17 protein-coding genes and 2 pseudogenes are annotated in these 15907 nt (G+C 43.6%); 10 read left to right on the top strand and 9 right to left on the bottom strand.

Annotation, left to right across the window (positions count from 1 at the left end; all coding sequences use genetic code 11):
• The first annotated feature begins 23 nt into the window (after positions 1-23).
• The 6 genes and pseudogenes from hemW (at position 24) to Q0144_RS07620 (ending at position 5198) form a co-directional block, all read left to right on the top strand.
• Positions 24-1097 (top strand): radical SAM family heme chaperone HemW, encoded by a 1074-nt coding sequence (hemW, locus tag Q0144_RS07645; RefSeq protein WP_298063009.1) that lies wholly within the window; start codon positions 24-26, stop codon positions 1095-1097.
• Positions 1098-1154: 57 nt separating this feature from the next.
• Positions 1155-1424 (top strand): annotated as a pseudogene (gene tatB / locus Q0144_RS07640) (Sec-independent protein translocase protein TatB); the annotation flags it as partial.
• 468 nt (positions 1425-1892) lie between these two features.
• On the top strand, positions 1893-2648 hold the full coding sequence (tatC, locus tag Q0144_RS07635; RefSeq protein ID WP_298063007.1) for a twin-arginine translocase subunit TatC: 756 nt from the start codon (positions 1893-1895) through the stop codon (positions 2646-2648).
• 1 nt (position 2649) lies between these two features.
• Entirely contained in the window at positions 2650-3669 is a 1020-nt protein-coding gene (queA, locus tag Q0144_RS07630) for a tRNA preQ1(34) S-adenosylmethionine ribosyltransferase-isomerase QueA (RefSeq protein WP_298063006.1), read from the top strand.
• Entirely contained in the window at positions 3666-4706 is a 1041-nt protein-coding gene (locus Q0144_RS07625) for a hypothetical protein (protein ID WP_298063004.1), read from the top strand. Before queA ends, Q0144_RS07625 begins: the two co-directional genes overlap by 4 nt.
• Before the next feature lie 39 nt (positions 4707-4745).
• Positions 4746-5198, top strand: coding sequence for a hypothetical protein (locus Q0144_RS07620; protein WP_298063002.1), 453 nt, complete (start codon positions 4746-4748; stop codon positions 5196-5198).
• Between the two features lie 602 nt (positions 5199-5800).
• Here the strand turns inward: Q0144_RS07620 and Q0144_RS07615 are convergent.
• From Q0144_RS07615 to Q0144_RS07575, 9 genes are all read right to left on the bottom strand, one after another.
• Complete coding sequence (locus Q0144_RS07615; protein WP_298063000.1) at positions 5801-5944, bottom strand: hypothetical protein; 144 nt, start codon at positions 5942-5944, stop codon at positions 5801-5803.
• A gap of 33 nt (positions 5945-5977) precedes the next feature.
• The gene (locus Q0144_RS07610; protein ID WP_297941386.1) at positions 5978-6298 is read right to left on the bottom strand and encodes a hypothetical protein; all 321 of its coding nucleotides are present in this window, start codon (positions 6296-6298) and stop codon (positions 5978-5980) included.
• A 102-nt stretch (positions 6299-6400) separates the two neighbouring features.
• Positions 6401-6703, bottom strand: a complete 303-nt coding sequence (locus Q0144_RS07605; RefSeq protein ID WP_298062997.1) for a hypothetical protein — start codon at positions 6701-6703, stop codon at positions 6401-6403.
• 112 nt (positions 6704-6815) lie between these two features.
• Positions 6816-7076 carry a 30S ribosomal protein S18 gene (gene rpsR, locus Q0144_RS07600; protein ID WP_291937950.1) on the bottom strand — a complete coding sequence of 87 codons (261 nt, stop codon included), beginning with the start codon at positions 7074-7076 and terminating at the stop codon, positions 6816-6818.
• A 13-nt stretch (positions 7077-7089) separates the two neighbouring features.
• Complete coding sequence (locus Q0144_RS07595; protein WP_298062994.1) at positions 7090-7692, bottom strand: single-stranded DNA-binding protein; 603 nt, start codon at positions 7690-7692, stop codon at positions 7090-7092.
• Positions 7693-7702: 10 nt separating this feature from the next.
• Entirely contained in the window at positions 7703-8116 is a 414-nt protein-coding gene (gene rpsF / locus Q0144_RS07590) for a 30S ribosomal protein S6 (RefSeq protein WP_005873267.1), read from the bottom strand.
• An 84-nt stretch (positions 8117-8200) separates the two neighbouring features.
• Positions 8201-9205, bottom strand: coding sequence for a DNA polymerase III subunit delta (locus tag Q0144_RS07585; RefSeq protein ID WP_298062992.1), 1005 nt, complete (start codon positions 9203-9205; stop codon positions 8201-8203).
• Entirely contained in the window at positions 9205-11127 is a 1923-nt protein-coding gene (locus tag Q0144_RS07580) for a ribonuclease R family protein (protein ID WP_298062990.1), read from the bottom strand. The genes Q0144_RS07585 and Q0144_RS07580 overlap by 1 nt, the downstream gene beginning before the upstream one ends.
• Positions 11124-12368 (bottom strand): hypothetical protein, encoded by a 1245-nt coding sequence (locus tag Q0144_RS07575; protein WP_298062988.1) that lies wholly within the window; start codon positions 12366-12368, stop codon positions 11124-11126. The genes Q0144_RS07580 and Q0144_RS07575 overlap by 4 nt, the downstream gene beginning before the upstream one ends.
• A 466-nt stretch (positions 12369-12834) precedes the next feature.
• On the opposite strand from Q0144_RS07575, the gene Q0144_RS07570 reads away from it, so the two are divergent.
• The 4 genes and pseudogenes from Q0144_RS07570 to Q0144_RS07555 form a co-directional block, all read left to right on the top strand.
• A complete protein-coding gene (locus Q0144_RS07570; RefSeq protein ID WP_298062986.1) occupies positions 12835-13881 on the top strand; it encodes a hypothetical protein in 1047 nt (348 codons plus the stop codon).
• A 280-nt stretch (positions 13882-14161) separates the two neighbouring features.
• Positions 14162-14701, top strand: a complete 540-nt coding sequence (locus Q0144_RS07565) for a hypothetical protein (RefSeq protein ID WP_298062984.1) — start codon at positions 14162-14164, stop codon at positions 14699-14701.
• A gap of 1 nt (position 14702) precedes the next feature.
• Positions 14703-15095: a hypothetical protein gene (locus Q0144_RS07560; RefSeq protein WP_298062982.1), complete on the top strand. Its 393-nt coding sequence runs from the start codon at positions 14703-14705 to the stop codon at positions 15093-15095.
• 155 nt (positions 15096-15250) lie between these two features.
• Positions 15251-15907 (top strand): annotated as a pseudogene (locus Q0144_RS07555) (IS1595 family transposase); the annotation flags it as partial.

Raw genomic sequence — 15907 nt, 5'->3', positions numbered from 1 at the left:
AAATTTAGCCCATAGGACTGCCCTTGCACATCTACATCCACGTGCCGTTTTGCACCTCAAAATGCCCGTATTGCGCCTTTGGCTCCTTCAGCGATAAGTTTAGCCTCGCAAAAAGCTACTTTCACGCGCTAGAGCTTGAAGTGCGCGATTTTTTGGCGAAAAATCCGCACGCACAAATCTCCACGCTTTTCATCGGCGGAGGCACGCCAAGCGCCGTAGATGCGGGGATTTACGACGAAATTTTTGCACTGCTTGCGCCGCATTTCGCCGCTAAAGCCGAAATCAGCTCGGAAGCCAACCCAAACTCCGCTCACCCGGCTTGGCTTAGGGCGATGCGCGGTCTCGGCGTAAATCGCATCAGCTTCGGCGCACAGAGCTTCAACGATGCCAAGCTAAAGTTCCTCGGTCGCGCGCACAGTGCGGCGCAGATTTTTCTCGCGGTGCAAAATGCCAAAGCAGCGGGCTTTGATAATATAAATTTGGATCTAATCTATGCGAGCAAATTTGACGATAAAAGGAATTTAAAATTTGAAATGGATGAGCTTGCGCGCTGCGAAGTGCCGCATCTAAGCGCTTATGCGCTAAGTCTCGAGGAAAACACGCCCTTTTTCGGGCGCGAAAGCTTTAAAAGAGAAAGCGCGGCTCTAGCTAAATTTCTCTTTGCTCTTGCGGCGGATAACGGCTTTAGCCAGTATGAAATTTCAAATTTTGCCGTGCGCGGACTGCGCTGTAAGCACAATCTGGCTTACTGGCGCGGCGAGGATTACGCGGGATTCGGGGCATTTGCGGTCGGAACTAGCGGACAGGTGCGCCTTAGCTCGCCTAAAAATTTGCGAGATTACATTGCAGATCCGCTGCAAAAACAGCGCGAAGCTCTAAGCGCGCAAGACAAAAAGCTTGAGCGTATATTTCTCGGGCTGCGCTGCGTTTTGGGCGTGGACGCGCAAATTTTAGACGCCGCGGAGCTAAGTAACGCGCAGCTGCTCGTGCGGGCAAAAAAGCTGAAATTCGGCGAAGGTAAATTTTATAATCCTAACTTTTTGCTCGCCGACGAGATTGCGCTTTTTATCACGCAAGAAAGCCGCCGCGGGCGCTAAATTTAAGATTAATGAAATTTTAGTTACAATACGCCACTTTTTACGTTAGGAAATTTTATGTTTGGTATCAGTATGCCTGAAATTACGGTCATTTTAATCATCGCGATAATCGTGCTGGGGCCCGAAAAGCTTCCGAAAGTGTTGGTCGAGCTCGCGAAATACTTCAAAGTCATCAAAAAAACTATCAACGACGCAAAATCGAGCTTTGATCAGGAGCTTCGCATCGCCGAGCTCAAAGAGGATGCCAAAAAATATAAAGAGAGTATCACGCAAGCAAGCGAGGGCGTGCGCAAAAAGCTCACATTTGAGGAGCTCGACGAGATAAAAGGCGGTATCGACTCGGTCAAGGAGACGCTAAATGCGGGGCTAAAAGACGCGAAAAGCTCGCTTAAAGAAACGCTTAGCTCGGACGCCACCAAAGACGCGCTAAACTCTGCGGAGGTCTCGGCACAAAAACAGAGCGAGACGGCAAATTTAAAAGCAAATTCAAGCGGTGAAAATTCCGCGCAAAGCTCCGCTGGCGCCGCAAACTCTACGCAAGGCTCCGCCGACATCGTAACAAATTCCGGCGTTGAAAGCAAAAGTGCGAATTCTGGCACTGAAAACAAAGGCAAAAATTTTATGCCGAGCACGGACGGCGGCGCGGGAAATTCCGCACAAAATACCAATGCAAGCAGTGAAGCGAAAAGCGCCGCGCAAAATACGAATGCAAATTTAAACGGCGATGCGCGAAATCCTACGCAAAATTCCGCACAAAATAGCGATACGCAAAAATCATAATGAGAGAGAAATTTAATGTTTGAAGAGCTAAAACCCCATCTAGCTGAGCTTCGCAAGCGCCTAGTTATCTCCGTGCTTTCCGTCATCGTCCTTTTCGTCGCGTGCTTCGGCTTTTGGGAAGATATTTTAGGCTTTATGACCCGCCCGCTAGTGCGCGTGCTTCCTAAGGGCAGTGAGATCATCTTTACCCAGCTTGGCGAAACGTTTTTTACCGCGATGAAGGTATCGTTTTTCACCTCGCTGCTTCTAGCGATGCCGATAATTTTCTGGCAGGCGTGGCTTTTCGTAGCGCCTGGGCTTTACGATAACGAGAAAAAATACGTCATCCCCTTCGTTAGCGGCGCGAGCATTATGTTCTTTTTAGGCGCGGCGTTTTGCTATTTTTTCGTAATCCCTGTCGCGTTTAATTTCTTGGTAAATTTTGGCGCCAAGCAATTTACTGCGATGCCTACAATCGGCGAATATGTAGGCTTTTTTGCTAAGCTCGTCGTCGCATTTGGTATCAGCTTCGAGCTTCCTATAGTAACCTTTTTCCTCGCTAAGATCGGGCTTGTGACAAACAAAAGCCTGAGCGATTTTTTTCGCTACGCAATCGTCATTATTTTCATCTTTGCAGCGGTGATGACGCCGCCGGACGTGCTTAGTCAGTTTATGCTCGCAACTCCGCTAATTGCGCTTTATCTGCTTTCGATCTTCATTGCCAAAATGATAAATCCGTATAAGCCTGAGGATGACGAAGGCGAAAATTCCACGGACGTAGCGCAGGCGTGAGATGGCGGATCTAAATTTAGTTGGCAGCTACGATTATGAGCTTCCTAGCGAGCTCATCGCAAGCGCGCCTGCGATGCCCAAACAAAGCGCACGCCTGCTGATCTATGACCGCGCCAAGCAGCAGATCACGCACGCGCACTTCGGCGATCTAGCGGACGCCCTGCCGCCCTGCGATATTATTTTTAACGACACGCGGGTGATTAAGGCGCGCCTATTCGGTCATAAAAACAGCGGCGGCAAGATCGAGCTTCTGCTAAACTCGCCGCTTGAGGGCAATAAATTTAGCGCCTATATTCGCGGCAGCGTCAAAGCTGGCAGCGAGCTTAGCTTTGAGGCGGGCCTTAATGCGCGCGTTTGCGAGCTGATGGAAGGCGGGCTTCGCATCGTGCAGTTTGAGCAGGGCGGTAAGGCTCTAAACACCCATGATGTTTTTGAAATTTGCGAACGTATCGGCCACGTGCCGCTGCCACCGTATATCAAGCGCGCAGATACGAAGGAGGACGCAAGCTGGTATCAAAGCATATTCGCGCGCGAGCAAGGCGCCGTCGCCGCACCCACCGCGAGCTTGCATTTTGATAGCGAGATGATCGCGGATTTACGCCGAAATCACGAGATCCACTTCATCACGCTGCACGTGGGCGCAGGCACCTTCAAGCCCGTGGAAGTAGCGGATCTGCGCGATCACAAAATGCACGGCGAGCTCTACTCCATCCCGCCGCAGACCGCGCAAATTTTAAAAAGCGAGCGAAAAATTTTAGGTGTGGGCACGACCGTTACGCGAACGATCGAAAATTTTGCGCGCAACGGGCAAAGCAGCGGGATCTGCGAGCTGTTTTTGCACCCGGGCAATCCACCGATAAGACAAAATTTTCTGCTTACGAACTTTCACCTGCCCAAATCCACGCTGATAATGCTCGTAGCGAGCTTCATCGGCCTTGAGCGCACGCTTGAGCTCTACCGCATCGCAGTGGAGCAAAGATACCGCTTCTACTCCTATGGCGATGGGATGCTTGTGCTATGAAAGCCGTGGTTTTAGGCGCGCTAGCAATATTGGCTGCGACGGCAGGCTTTGCGGCAAGAAAATTTTTTGCTAAAAAGCCCGCCGTAAGCGGCAAAATTTTCTCCGCTGCGCCTAAAGCCAAAGAAAGCGATTCCGTCGTGCCCAGACGTGAGGATATCGCGCAGATCGATATTTTAAAAATTTTAAAATTCCAAAGCGAAATTTTATTTGAGGAGTGCACGAAATACGACAGTACGCTCTATCTTAGCTTCCCACCGCAGCTACCGCGTATCTACGGCGGCGAGGTGCTAAATCTCACTAGCGCGGTCTTTGACGCGTGCGAGTTTTTCCTGCAAAATATCGCTGAACCAATCCGCGTAAGCGTGGAATTTAGCAGCAAGGAACTTAGAGCGAATATGAGCTCTATCAAGCTCGATGTGCGAGTAGGTATCGATCGCGAGCTAAAGGATCCGCGCACCTATGCGCTTAAAAGTACACTAGAAAGCGCTGCTAGCACGACGGATGATGAGTATCTTACTTCGGCGCAGACCCATTTGCGTGCACTCGGTTCGCATCCGAGTATTGGAGCCGACGGGCGCGGAACCTTTATCAAAATGAATGCCGTGCTTAGCTGCTTCGCGCAGCAGAGCTTTAGCGCCAAAAAATACGACTACAACGTCATCATCACGCATAAAAACCGCGCGATCTTCGAGGAGCTGCGAGATTTTTTGAACGGGCTTGGTTGCGACGTGATGCCAAACTCCAACTGGGAGAGCGCAAAGAGACATCTAAACGACTTCATCTACGTAGCCGACGTCGTCATCCTTGACGCCGAGATCCTGCGCGCCAATATAAGCGAAATAAACTACCTCAACGCGCTGGAAAAAGATGGGGTGTTTTTCATATTTTTGCTCAAAAACAAACACTCGCTCAAGGTGCTGGAAGGGCTAAGCTTTAAATTTTTCAAGCTCGAGATGCCATATTTCTACGACGAATTTTACGCCACGCTTGATCTCATCGAAAAGATCAAAAACGATGAGAATTTCTTGGGGCTGTAGCGAACAGGCAGCGATAAATTTAAAACCTAAGAGATTGAAGTGCTATATTTTGACTTAGATTGGATTAAGGGCAATATAAAAGATAGCGAATATACCTTAAGGCAGCGGCGATACGAGGCGTATTTAGCAGGGCTGCATAAAAATATGCATACGCTAGAAAGAATTTTTGCGGGCATAAGCTTCAACGATGCGCTATTGCTACCCAAAAAGCAAATTAATGAAAAGTTGCATTTGAAATTTTACATCGGAGATTTGCAAAATGGATATTATGAACTAAAATGCGTTATGAGCTCAGATCAAAGATGCGACGCAGCGCCCGGCGAAATAATAACGAGTGAGATATTTTACGAAAATGGCAATTACCGTTTCTCTTTCATTCTCGCTTGCTTGAAGGAATACGCCGTTAATTTCTCCAGTATAGATAGCCTTAAATTTAACGCGATTTCGCAAAGAAAATATAGCCGCGAGTTTAAGAAATTGAAACTTTCATAGCAAATCCAAACCTCGGTTTTTTTACGTATAAAATTTCATCCGCTAAAGATTGCCGCCTCGGTATTTATCTCATTTACAATCCAAAATTAAAAATATTAGCTAGCGAAGTTTTGGGAGGTATGGATTTTGATTTAGGCGCGAGCTTTTTGACAAACTATGCGAGCCTCGGAGGTATAAAAATTTTAGTTTTTCGTGACTTAGAATGTGTCGCATGTTCAGGTCAAAGAATAGCAATGAGAGATAAAATTTTGCTCGCTCGAGTGCTGAGGCATTATGCTTTTAGAAAAGGCACAAAGTAACGTAAATTTCGCTGTGTCTTGTAGCTGAAATCCATTAAATTTAAGCCAGAATCATTCGGCGGCAGTGTTATTCGCCAAACCCTCTAAGGCAAAATCTCTAAATTTAAGTTCTGGACATCATATGCAAGCAGATTTCCTTCTGCCCTTAAAGCATTCAAATCATATTAAAATTTGAACTTCCAAGCGAATCTAAAGAATTTTGGAAATCACTACGTTGCATTTAAAAGCGCGCTAGATAAGAGATATAAAAAAACTAGCAAATTTTAAAATTTAGCCAGACGAACTTTGTTCGCGATTTAAATTTTATCTTTCGCCCTCTTTTTTAGCCCTGACCGCCTCATAAAGTTCGTCGATCGAGGTTGCGGACGAGCCCGAATATTTCTGCGCCACTTGCATAGTCTTTTTGCCCCATTTACCGTCAATCGTCACGCCGTAGCCGCTAAACATCAAATTACGTTGGATATAATAGACTTTATCTTGCTACGTCATATTTTGTTGCTTCTGCACTTTGCGCTCAGCATCCTTTGCCTGCTCTCTCTCATAAACGGCATCAGCCGCTAAATACCCCATAGTCAAACTTACCGCAAGAGACGCAATTATCATAAATCTATTATTCGTATTGCATATAATAATTACATATAATAACCAGGTCGCGATACAAAATACTATATATCCTGCGGCAAAAGCAATAGTGGCACTAAAAGCGCTGAAAATAACCATAGCGGCAGCGATTAAAATCGCTACCGCAAGCCCTTCAAGTGAAGTAGCTACCGCAATAATGAGACCTAATAAAAAGTCCATAAGCAACCTTTAAAAATTTAAATAGCGAGACTCTCCGATTATAAATTCAATCGGAGAGTTTTAGAATTTAACCGCCGATTAGGCGATGAAAAATATGCAAGACTATTCGACATGTTCCATAGTCCTATGAAATTCCGGGCTATGATCTCTTGCTAGCGCAAAAGAATATAAAACCAAAATCGTACCGATAGAGATAAGAAAAACATCTTGAATTAAAAAACCAAATCTTATAAGGACACGTATTCCAAAAACAAGACATACCACGCCTATTAAAAATTTCAAGAACCATGCTCTACTATAAGATATCTCCGCCTGGCACCCACCGCATACGATTGCTCCGTATTTGATGTCGTCTTTGCCACAAAATGGGCACATTAAATGATCCGGATGTTCATTCTCTGCCATAATTTCTCCTTTGAAAAAATATAGGTGGAATTATATATATAAGAGCGGGCTTAAATTTTAAAATTTAGAGTTTAAAATAGGGGGAATTTTAGCGGCTCTACACCGCTAAAATTTAAAGATTTTCGAATGGGTTTGTGACTACGTCTTTGCGATCGACGATGTAAGGTATAAGGGCTGCTTGGCGCGCGCGCTTGATAGCCTTTTCTACCATCTCTTGGTATTTTTTACTAGTGCCGGTTAAGCGGCGCGGCATAATCTTAAAGCGCTCGCTTAGGCAGTGCTTTAGCAGCGCCGTGTCCTTATAATCGATAAATTCGATCTTTGCCTCCGTAAATTTGCAATACTTTCTAGTATATTTTCTCTTATCTGCCATGATTTTTCCTTAATTAAAATGGGATCGTGTCGTTGCCGTCATCGTATTTATCGGCATCGACATCGACTTCCGGAATCGTGCTTTCGTAACTCTGCTCTTTTTGTTTAGGCGCGTTATAATCGTTTTTTGCGCCTCTAGGATTTGAGTTCTGTCTGTTAGCATAGCTATTTCCGCCGCCGTAATTACTACCGCCGCCATAGTTAGAATTTCCGCCGCCATAGCCGCCGGAGCTTCCGCCATAATTGCCGCCCTCGTAATTACCGCCTTGATTATAGCCGCCGCTTCCACCTTGATTGCTTCCTAACATCTCCATCGTATCTACGCTAATGGAGTGCTTGCTTCGGTTCTGTCCGTTCTGATCCTGCCACTGATCTAGCTTTAAGCGGCCTTCGATCAAAATTTTACTGCCTTTTCGCAAGTATTGATTTGCGATTTCGGCCGTGCGACCGAAAAAATCTATGTCTATAAAGCACGTCTCTTCGCGTTTCTCGCCGTTTGAGCTATTGTATCTGCGCGTGACGGCGATGCCAGTTTTGCCTACGGCGGTACCCGTTTGCAGATATCTAAGCTCGATATCTCGAGTCAAATTACCTACCAAAACTACTTTATTGAACATATTTTATCCTTTATTCGCCCTCTTTGGCTGCTTCTTCAGGCTCTTTTGGCTCTACCGGCGCTTTTGGCTCGCGCTCTTTTTTCGCAGGGCTTAGTTTGATACCTTTGCTTAGCTTGTCCCAAGCGGAAATTTCACGCTTAGTCTCATATTTGACGGTCAAAAATCTAATGATATCTTCGGTGATGCGCAGATTTCTAACAAGTTCGGAGATCAAGCTCGGCTCGGCCTTAAAATAGATTACGAAATAAACTCCGCGCTCATATTTGTCGATCTTATAGGCTAGCTTTCTAGCGCCCATTTCGATTACGGAAGCGATCTCTCCGCCGTTTTTGGTTATGATTTCTTTGACGAAATCGACTTTTGTTTTAACTTCATCGTCTGTAAGCGTGGGCTTAACGATGAATAAAACCTCGTAGTTTCTCATAAATTCTCCTTATGGATTTTAGCTCGCAAACGGGGTCTGCGGGCAAGGATTTTGCAAAAAATGCGAAGGGATATTACTAAAATTTCACTTAATGTTTGCTTTTTGCCCGAGCGAACTTAGCAGCATGCGCTGCAACCTCAAAAACGATGCAAGCAAAAGCTCGTCCTTCGCTACGTTCTTTTCGCTTTTGAGTTCAAATTCCAAATCATTTAAGTGAGCGAAAATTTTATAAAACGTCCGAGTAGAAAAGCTAGTGGCGTAGCGCTGCATCTGTGCGGCTACGGAAGGTGGCGGCTGATAGCCTAAAACCGCCTTAAAATCAAATCTGCCGTTTATTTTCACGTAAGCATGTAGGCGAAAAATTCTATAAATCAGGCGGTAGAAATAATTTATCAGCTCCATCTCGTTGTATCCGCCGCCCAGAGCCATTTTGTAAAAATCTACGCGAAAATCGCTTAGTCCAAAAATTTTATCGAAAAGCTCGTCGTAGCTCACCTCGCTAAGGCCATAAACCATTAAATTTACGTTTTGCAGGCTAAGCTCAAGCCCCAGACTTGCAAATTTTTCTATCTCGCTTGCGCTTAGGCTCAGGCTTTCGTTGTGGATGGCATAGATCCTACTAAGCGCGGCGGTGTTTGCAAAAAGCCCGCACATCTCGCATTTTTGCGCAAGCAGCGCTATGGCTTCATTCACGCCCGAGGGTTTGAAAAATCTAACCTCATTTCGTTCAAATTCCTTGATAAAATCCGCACTCACAGAAATTTCGCTATCGTTTAGCTCATAGATCAGATGGTTATTCGCGTCCGCCTTGCACAGCGCGATGAGCCTTCGCAGCTCCTCTTTTTTGATGAGCGAGGCGGTTTTGATGTGAAGCGTGTTGCTGCCGCCGAAAAGCGAGGGCTCCAAGAAGCTTCGCGCCTGCTCAAAATCATACTCTAAAAAATACAAACTCAAAAAATTTTCCGCGGCGTAAATTTGCTTCAGGCGCTGCACGTAAAGCTCGTTTGAAAAATCGTCTCCGCCGCGCAAAAGCACGAAATTCGGCACCCTGCCGCTTGCGATAAGCCCGTCAAATTCTTTCCTATACATCAGATTTTTCTCACCACCCTGCCTAAAATCACTCCGCTAGCGATGTTTGCCTCCGTAAGCTCAACTAGCACGGGTGTTAAAATGTCGCCGGCGAAATTTGAAATCAAAATTTTAGCCCCCTTTAGCTTGTCATCTAGCTTTGCGGTGACGGAATTTCCGTTTTCGTCGATGTAGCAGCGGAATTTTTTGCCCAAATTTTCCGCGGCCCAGCGCGCAAATTTTCGGTCCATAAAATCAAACGCAACCTTATCCGCCTCGCGCTCGAGCTCGTTTAACCGCGCGCACGTCGCGTCGATGTTTAAAAGCAGGTAATTATAAAATTTCTCATCCCCCCTCATCTGCGCCTTTAGCAGGCGGTGCAAAATGAGATCGGAATAGCGCCTGATCGGACTTGTGAAGTGCGTGTAGTTATCAAATCCGAGCCCAAAATGCCCGCGCGATTCGGATCCGTACTCGGCGCGCTTTTGAGCCTTGATGATGAGCTTATCGACCTCCTCGCGGATACCCATAGTATCGGCTTGTGCTTGGATTTCGCCGATCATTTTGGCAAGGTTGCTCTGATACGGCGCGTCGATGCCGAACAGCGCCAGATCGTCAAGCAGCGCGTAAATTTTTTTAAGCTCGGCCGAGCCGTGATTTCTAAAAACGCCCCGCTCGATACGCGCCGCAGCGGCTTTGTTGGCTAGCAGCATACAATCCTCGATGAGTTTGTGCGACGGAGTGTCGGTCTCAAAGCGAGTGGAGTTTATTAGACCGTATTCATCAAGCGTGATGCGAAGCTCCTTGGTGCGGAAATCAAATCCGCGCTTCAGCCTCGCGCGGCGCAGTCGCTCGCAAATTTCATTAAGCGGCAAGAGCCAGCTTAAAATTTCAGGCTCGCACGCCTTGTGAGTGCGTAAAATTTCATCGACCTCGTCGTAATTAAAGCGGCGCTTTGATCTTATGATCGCTTCGAAAAGCTCCTGCTTTTGCGGGTTTAAATTTTCATCCAAAGAGATTTTAAAAACAAAGGCCAGCCTCGGCAGATCAGGCATCAGCGAGCAGATGTTTTCGCTAAGCTCGCGCGGCAGCATCGGTACGGATCGGTGCGGGAAGTAGATCGAAAAGCCGCGAAATTTCGCCTCCTTATCGATCGGCGAGTATTCGCTTACGTATTCGCTCACATCGGCGATCGCGACGTAAAGCGTGCGCTCTTTTACGTCAAAATAGATCGCGTCGTCGAAGTCCTTGGCGTCGATAGGATCGATAGTGCAAAAGGGCAGATGCTGCAAATCCACGCGCTGCGGATACAGCGCCTCGTCCACTTCGCTACCGAAGCTCGCGGCTTGCTGCTTGCACGCTTCGTTAAATTCGTCGTTTTTATCGTAGATCGCTAAAGAAATTTTCTCATCGACGAAGGGATTGGCTAGGCTTCCGATCACCTCGGTAATTTCGTTCGTTAGATTATCGATCTTTAAAAGGGTATTCGGCGGCAGTTGCTTTAGCGATTTTTGCGTGGCTTTGAGCGGATTTGCGAGGCCGGTTTTGACATTTACGCCTAAAATTTCGCGCCCGAAGCTTTTGGTATAAACCACGCTCGTTAAGAACGCAGGTTTAACGCACATCAGCACCTTTGCGTGCAGACGGGACTTTCTTGAGCTTAAAATTTTTACTAGGATCAGATCGCCCAGATGCACGCCGCTTAAATATCTGTTTTCGATGATGAGATCAGCTTTGAAGCGGTCGTCGAAGCTTTGCAGATAGCCCGTGCCGTCGCGCGCGATGTCGAGCCTGCCGAAAACATAGCCGTCGTTTAGATAGAGCTTACCCTTGTGCGCGCTGATAGCACCGATATTTAGGAGGTTGCGCACGAGTTCCTTTTGCTCGCCGCTAAGATCCTTTTCAAATACGCCCGAGTTAAAGGCGCGCAGGAGCTCTTTCATATCGAAATTTCGCCTTTCGCCTCTAAAAACGCCTCTTGCTCGAAGCCGAACTCGACTAGTAAATTTAAAGCGTTGTCGATACTAAGCTCGTCGAAATGATGGTAAATATTGACCGCGGTTTTGGCGATCTTTAGCATCGCGTAGCGGGATTTATTCTCAAAAGGCGCGTCGTCGGGGGCGTTTGAATACAGCGCGTCCTGCGCGATCTGCTCTAGCCCGAAATGCGCAAATAGCGCGTGCGAAACGCTCTCGCGGTTCGTGCCGCAAAATTTCATCTCCACGTCGGTAAAATCCTGCGGAAAGATCGAGCCTTTGATGGCGTGGTAAAATTCCTCCGCCTTGCCCGCCGCGCACACCTGCTCGTCGATAAAAACCCGCCCGAACTCCACTAAAATCACGCTTGAAAGGATGTTTTGCTCGATCTGCGGGTAGGATTTGATCCACGAAAACATAAGCAGATTTCGCAGCAGCGAGACCTGCGTGAGCTTTTCGCGGTCGATGCGATACGCCTGCAGGCTCGGCTTTAGCATCGCGTCAAATACGGCGAATAGAAAAAACGCCCGCATCTGCTCGCGCCCGTAAAGCTCAAACGCTCGCTGTAAATTTAGCGTTTTTAGCGCCGTGTCGCCCTGCTCTTGCCCCTGCTGCGGCGCCCCTCCCCATTCTTGCCCCTGTTTTTGCTGCTGTCCTTGCCCCTGCTCTTGTATCGGCTCTCGTCCATGCGCTCGTTCGGCTTGCGCGGAAATGCTTGAACCTAGCGTGCAATCAGCCCTCGCGGCGATGTGCTGATTTTGCCGCTGCGTATCGCTTGCTGCTTGCGAGGGGTTAAATTTAAAATTCTCGTCGCTACAGTTCACGCCGCTTGCGTCATTTGAATGATTAAATTTAAGACTGTCGCCCTGCCCTGCTAAGTCTGTGCCTTTCTGCTCGCTCGAGGTACACTCGTTTTGCCGCCACTCGTCTGCGGCATCTTGCAAGCCGTGCTTTATAGGCTCCGTGCCTTGGAGATCGCACCGCTCATCTACGGTGGCGAAATTTTGCCTCGCGAGCCCTTCGGCGCTAAATTTAGACAAACCGCAAAAGGCTAAATCTAAAATTTTATCCGCAAGGGGGGCATTTTTTGAAATTTGCAAAGCAAGCCCGACGTCCGAAACGTCCGCGCCAAACGATGCTAAAATTTTTAAAATTTCATCGCTAAAGCCCGCAAGAGCGCCTATTTTTTGGGTTATAAATTTATTCATTTTAAAAAGCCGTTCAATATAAATTTCGCACAATCATATCAAATTTTAACTCAAATTGCAAAGCAAAACGCCGCCGTTACGCCTAAATTTCGCTCCGCCTCGCGGGCTTTTAAAGCGCTCTTTTTGCTCCCGAAAATCGCGGATCAAACCGCCCGTTTGTCGCGGCGATAAAAACAAAATTTCAAACGCCATTTTATAAAATCTTAATTCCCTTTCGTATAGAATGCATCGAAATTCCGTTTATAAAGAGCTTGATTAAAACAGAAGTTTGAAGAGCCGAAAAGACTTAAAAACCGAAAATAATTTTAAGATGCTCAAGCTAGTTTTTAAAATTTCACATAAATTCAAGCAGATGAATTTATATGAAATTTAATGACGAGCTAAGATATAGAGCAATAAAATATTGCTACTAAAAAAGCTCTTTGAGCTCTACAAATTTGCATATGTATTTTTATAAGGGTTAGATATGCGCAGTATAGTATTTCTTTTCATAATACCCGCTTTTTTTACCATAAGCTTTTTTGTCGCCCTAATCGCCCCTAAAGGCAAACGCAAGCTACTTTGGCTTTTTGTTTGGTTTATGGTGTTTTTCGGGGATATTGTCGTACTTAAAGCAATTATGGCCTATTATGATTTTAAATATGCCAAGATAAACGTCTATGAAAAGCCCGCCATACACGCTTACTATGCCGGAGAAAGAGAAATAGTCGAATGGAATATAAGCGGTTTTCCTTTGATAGATCCAACCAATTGGCTAAATTTCCCTGCAAATACGACCGATGCGAATTTCATATCTTTGATAAACGGCTACGTAAATTTCATAGATTATAAAGAAAAAAGCGAAAATCCTGTCACAAACGGTAAATATTTTAGAATTTATCTGGATGACTATACCGCACAAGAGTGCTTTTTATCAGCCAAGTTAAGCACAAGAGGCTTTTTAAAGAGTATCCCGATAACGTATGAAGAATTAAATATATTTTTTAATCAACTGCAACCAAATCATGAAAGTGATGATAAGATAATCAGAGAGATAAAATCGTTATTTGATGACAGAAACGCCTCGATGATAAATATAAAACCGTCTAAAATATTAAGCTACATAAAATACAATATGAAAGATCTCAAGCAAATTTACAAAGACAAATGCGTAGCTCGTAAAGAAATCAATGAAGATGAGATAGCCGATATAGAGTTGGTATTGGAAAAAGAAAATAGGATGACGGACTGGCGCATAGAGCCGGCACCAAATATCAAAACCTTTCTTGACGACCTAATCGGTCTAAGCTTTAACTACGGCGGAATCATAAAAGATAGAAAAACGGGTAGGATACTAGCCGATAATATATACGAAAACGTAAGATACCAAGGAGCGTTAGGCGAAAGCTTTATAAAGGCTTTTGGAAGCGAGTCGAGAGGATACGGGATATCTTGCGATAGCGGCAGGGAGAAGTATTTGGATATATGTAATCAAAAGATGATAGAAGAATTCTTCAGAAAGGATAGAAAATGAGAAAGTTTGAGGCGCTAAAAACATATGCAGAGCTAGCATGGGCGGGGTATAGGGGATTGAACAATTAACAAGCTGTGGTACAAAAAAGACTGCCATGGATTTTGGGTTAACTGAGGGCTAATTCAGATCAAACAGATCCAAATATCAAATTTGCAAATTTAAATTTACTAATTGTGTGAATTTGTAAAGTAAGTTTAAATTTGTAAATTCATAAAATTCAGTATCAAACGATACTGACCGAGATTGAATTTACAATAAAATTTTATAAAAAGGATAAAATTTGGAAAAACTAAAAGAAAATTCGGAAAATAATCAAAATTTAGATGAAAATACGAATTTGGAAAATCAAAACGAACTAAAACTACTTTATAGACTTGATAAAAGAAATCCGTTTTATGTGGCTTTTGATTTAATTGTTTATTTGTTGATAGCTTGGATACCGATAATATTTGCTATACCAAATTTTGTTTTTGATATTGGCATATTTAGTCTGATTTTAAATATGTTTTGTGCCTATATTTCGTTTATAGTTTTACAAATTTTATATTCGATAATCTTTTTTGATTATTTTGAAATTTATGAAGATAAAATGGTTTATAAGGATATTTTTGGTTTTAAAATTATGTTACATGCAAAACAAATTGATAGATTTTTTTCGTATGGATATTGTGGAGTTACAGAATTGATGGCTATTTTTAGAAAAAGAAGATTTAAAATTTTCCCAACAATATTAATTCTTAGTTTAACTTCTGAACAAGAAAACGAAATAAGAAAAAACCTAGCAAATTTAAATATAAAAAATTTTAATAAAAAGGATTAAAATGAGAGATTATGATAAAGCTCCACTCATCATTAAAAATAACTTTATAATGATAATGTATGGTTTTACATTTTTGCTTGTATGTAACACTATAATGATTTATATTGTATTTTTTACTGGTGTTGTCGATTGGAATAGTGGCGAGTTTTTTGAAATTTTAAAAAATGAAATGAGAAATCCAAGATTTAGCTCTGTGGTTGTAGCATTTCCAATAGTCAATATTTGGGCTTTTATTGATTTTATTAGAAAATTTAGAAAACCCGAAAAAGTATATTTATATAATGATAAAGTTTATTGGGATAAACGAGATACAACAGTAGAAAAACAAAATATTGTTTGGGTTAAAAAAAGTATTTATCCTGTGCTCGGTAAGATACCAGATAACTCGGTTTAAAAAATTTTTGCACCACTTGGTTTTGTTATTGCGGGATTTTTTTGATTTTATCAAATTTGTTTGCTTGTTTAGTAAAATTATTTGCCTTGTTAATTAACAAAGATTATAAATTTTGGCTCAAGATAAGTTAAAAACTTTCAAAGGAGTTTTTAACTATGATCCTGCCGATGAAAAATAAATATATAGTTCGTTCCCGAATTTCGGAAAAGAAATTTAGAAAAATTCTAAAGTATTTTGCAGAGGATATAGAGGCTACTAAAATAGCAAATTTAACCGGGATTTCTAGAATTTCCATTAATAAGATTCTAAAAAGCATTAGAGTTTTGATCTCTCAAGAATGTGAAAAGATAAGCAAATTTAATGGCGAGATAGAGATTGACGAAAGTTACTTCGGAGCTAAGAGAGTAAGAGGTAAAAGAGGTAGAGGAGCAAGCGGAAAGCAGCCGGTATTCGGTATGTTTAAAAGAGATGGTAAGGTCTATACTCAGATAGTTAAAACTGCTCTGCTAATGAACTGATACCGATACTATCGCAATTTAGCGAGCTTGATAGCTCTACTATCTATTCTGATTTCTGGAAGGCTTATGATGGATTGGTTGATTACGGAGCTAAAGCTCACTATAGAGTAAAACATTCAAAGAATGAATTTGCTAATGGTAAAAACCATATCAACGGTATTGAGAATTTCTGGGGATATGCTAAACATAGACTGGCTAAATTTAAAGGGATTAAGAAAGAGAATTTTTTGCTTCATCTTAAGGAATGTGAATTTAGATATAATACTAAAACTATACAGGAAAACCTATATCAGA

Origin of the sequence: uncultured Campylobacter sp. (genome assembly GCF_938045345.1) — a bacterium.
GTDB lineage: Bacteria > Campylobacterota > Campylobacteria > Campylobacterales > Campylobacteraceae > Campylobacter_B.
This window is presented reverse-complemented; position numbering and strand designations above follow the sequence as displayed.

Excerpts from the sequence above, each read along its gene's own strand:
- tatC (WP_298063007.1), top strand. The coding sequence starts at position 1,893 with ATGTTTGAAGAGCTAAAACCCCATCTAGCTGAGCTTCGCAAGCGCCTA.
- queA (WP_298063006.1), top strand. The coding sequence starts at position 2,650 with ATGGCGGATCTAAATTTAGTTGGCAGCTACGATTATGAGCTTCCTAGC.
- Q0144_RS07625 (WP_298063004.1), top strand. The coding sequence starts at position 3,666 with ATGAAAGCCGTGGTTTTAGGCGCGCTAGCAATATTGGCTGCGACGGCA.
- Q0144_RS07615 (WP_298063000.1), bottom strand. The coding sequence starts at position 5,944 with ATGTTTAGCGGCTACGGCGTGACGATTGACGGTAAATGGGGCAAAAAG.
- Q0144_RS07610 (WP_297941386.1), bottom strand. The coding sequence starts at position 6,298 with ATGGACTTTTTATTAGGTCTCATTATTGCGGTAGCTACTTCACTTGAA.
- Q0144_RS07605 (WP_298062997.1), bottom strand. The coding sequence starts at position 6,703 with ATGGCAGAGAATGAACATCCGGATCATTTAATGTGCCCATTTTGTGGC.
- rpsR (WP_291937950.1), bottom strand. The coding sequence starts at position 7,076 with ATGGCAGATAAGAGAAAATATACTAGAAAGTATTGCAAATTTACGGAG.
- Q0144_RS07595 (WP_298062994.1), bottom strand. The coding sequence starts at position 7,692 with ATGTTCAATAAAGTAGTTTTGGTAGGTAATTTGACTCGAGATATCGAG.
- rpsF (WP_005873267.1), bottom strand. The coding sequence starts at position 8,116 with ATGAGAAACTACGAGGTTTTATTCATCGTTAAGCCCACGCTTACAGAC.
- Q0144_RS07585 (WP_298062992.1), bottom strand. The coding sequence starts at position 9,205 with ATGTATAGGAAAGAATTTGACGGGCTTATCGCAAGCGGCAGGGTGCCG.
- Q0144_RS07580 (WP_298062990.1), bottom strand. The coding sequence starts at position 11,127 with ATGAAAGAGCTCCTGCGCGCCTTTAACTCGGGCGTATTTGAAAAGGAT.
- Q0144_RS07575 (WP_298062988.1), bottom strand. The coding sequence starts at position 12,368 with ATGAATAAATTTATAACCCAAAAAATAGGCGCTCTTGCGGGCTTTAGC.
- Q0144_RS07570 (WP_298062986.1), top strand. The coding sequence starts at position 12,835 with ATGCGCAGTATAGTATTTCTTTTCATAATACCCGCTTTTTTTACCATA.
- Q0144_RS07560 (WP_298062982.1), top strand. The coding sequence starts at position 14,703 with ATGAGAGATTATGATAAAGCTCCACTCATCATTAAAAATAACTTTATA.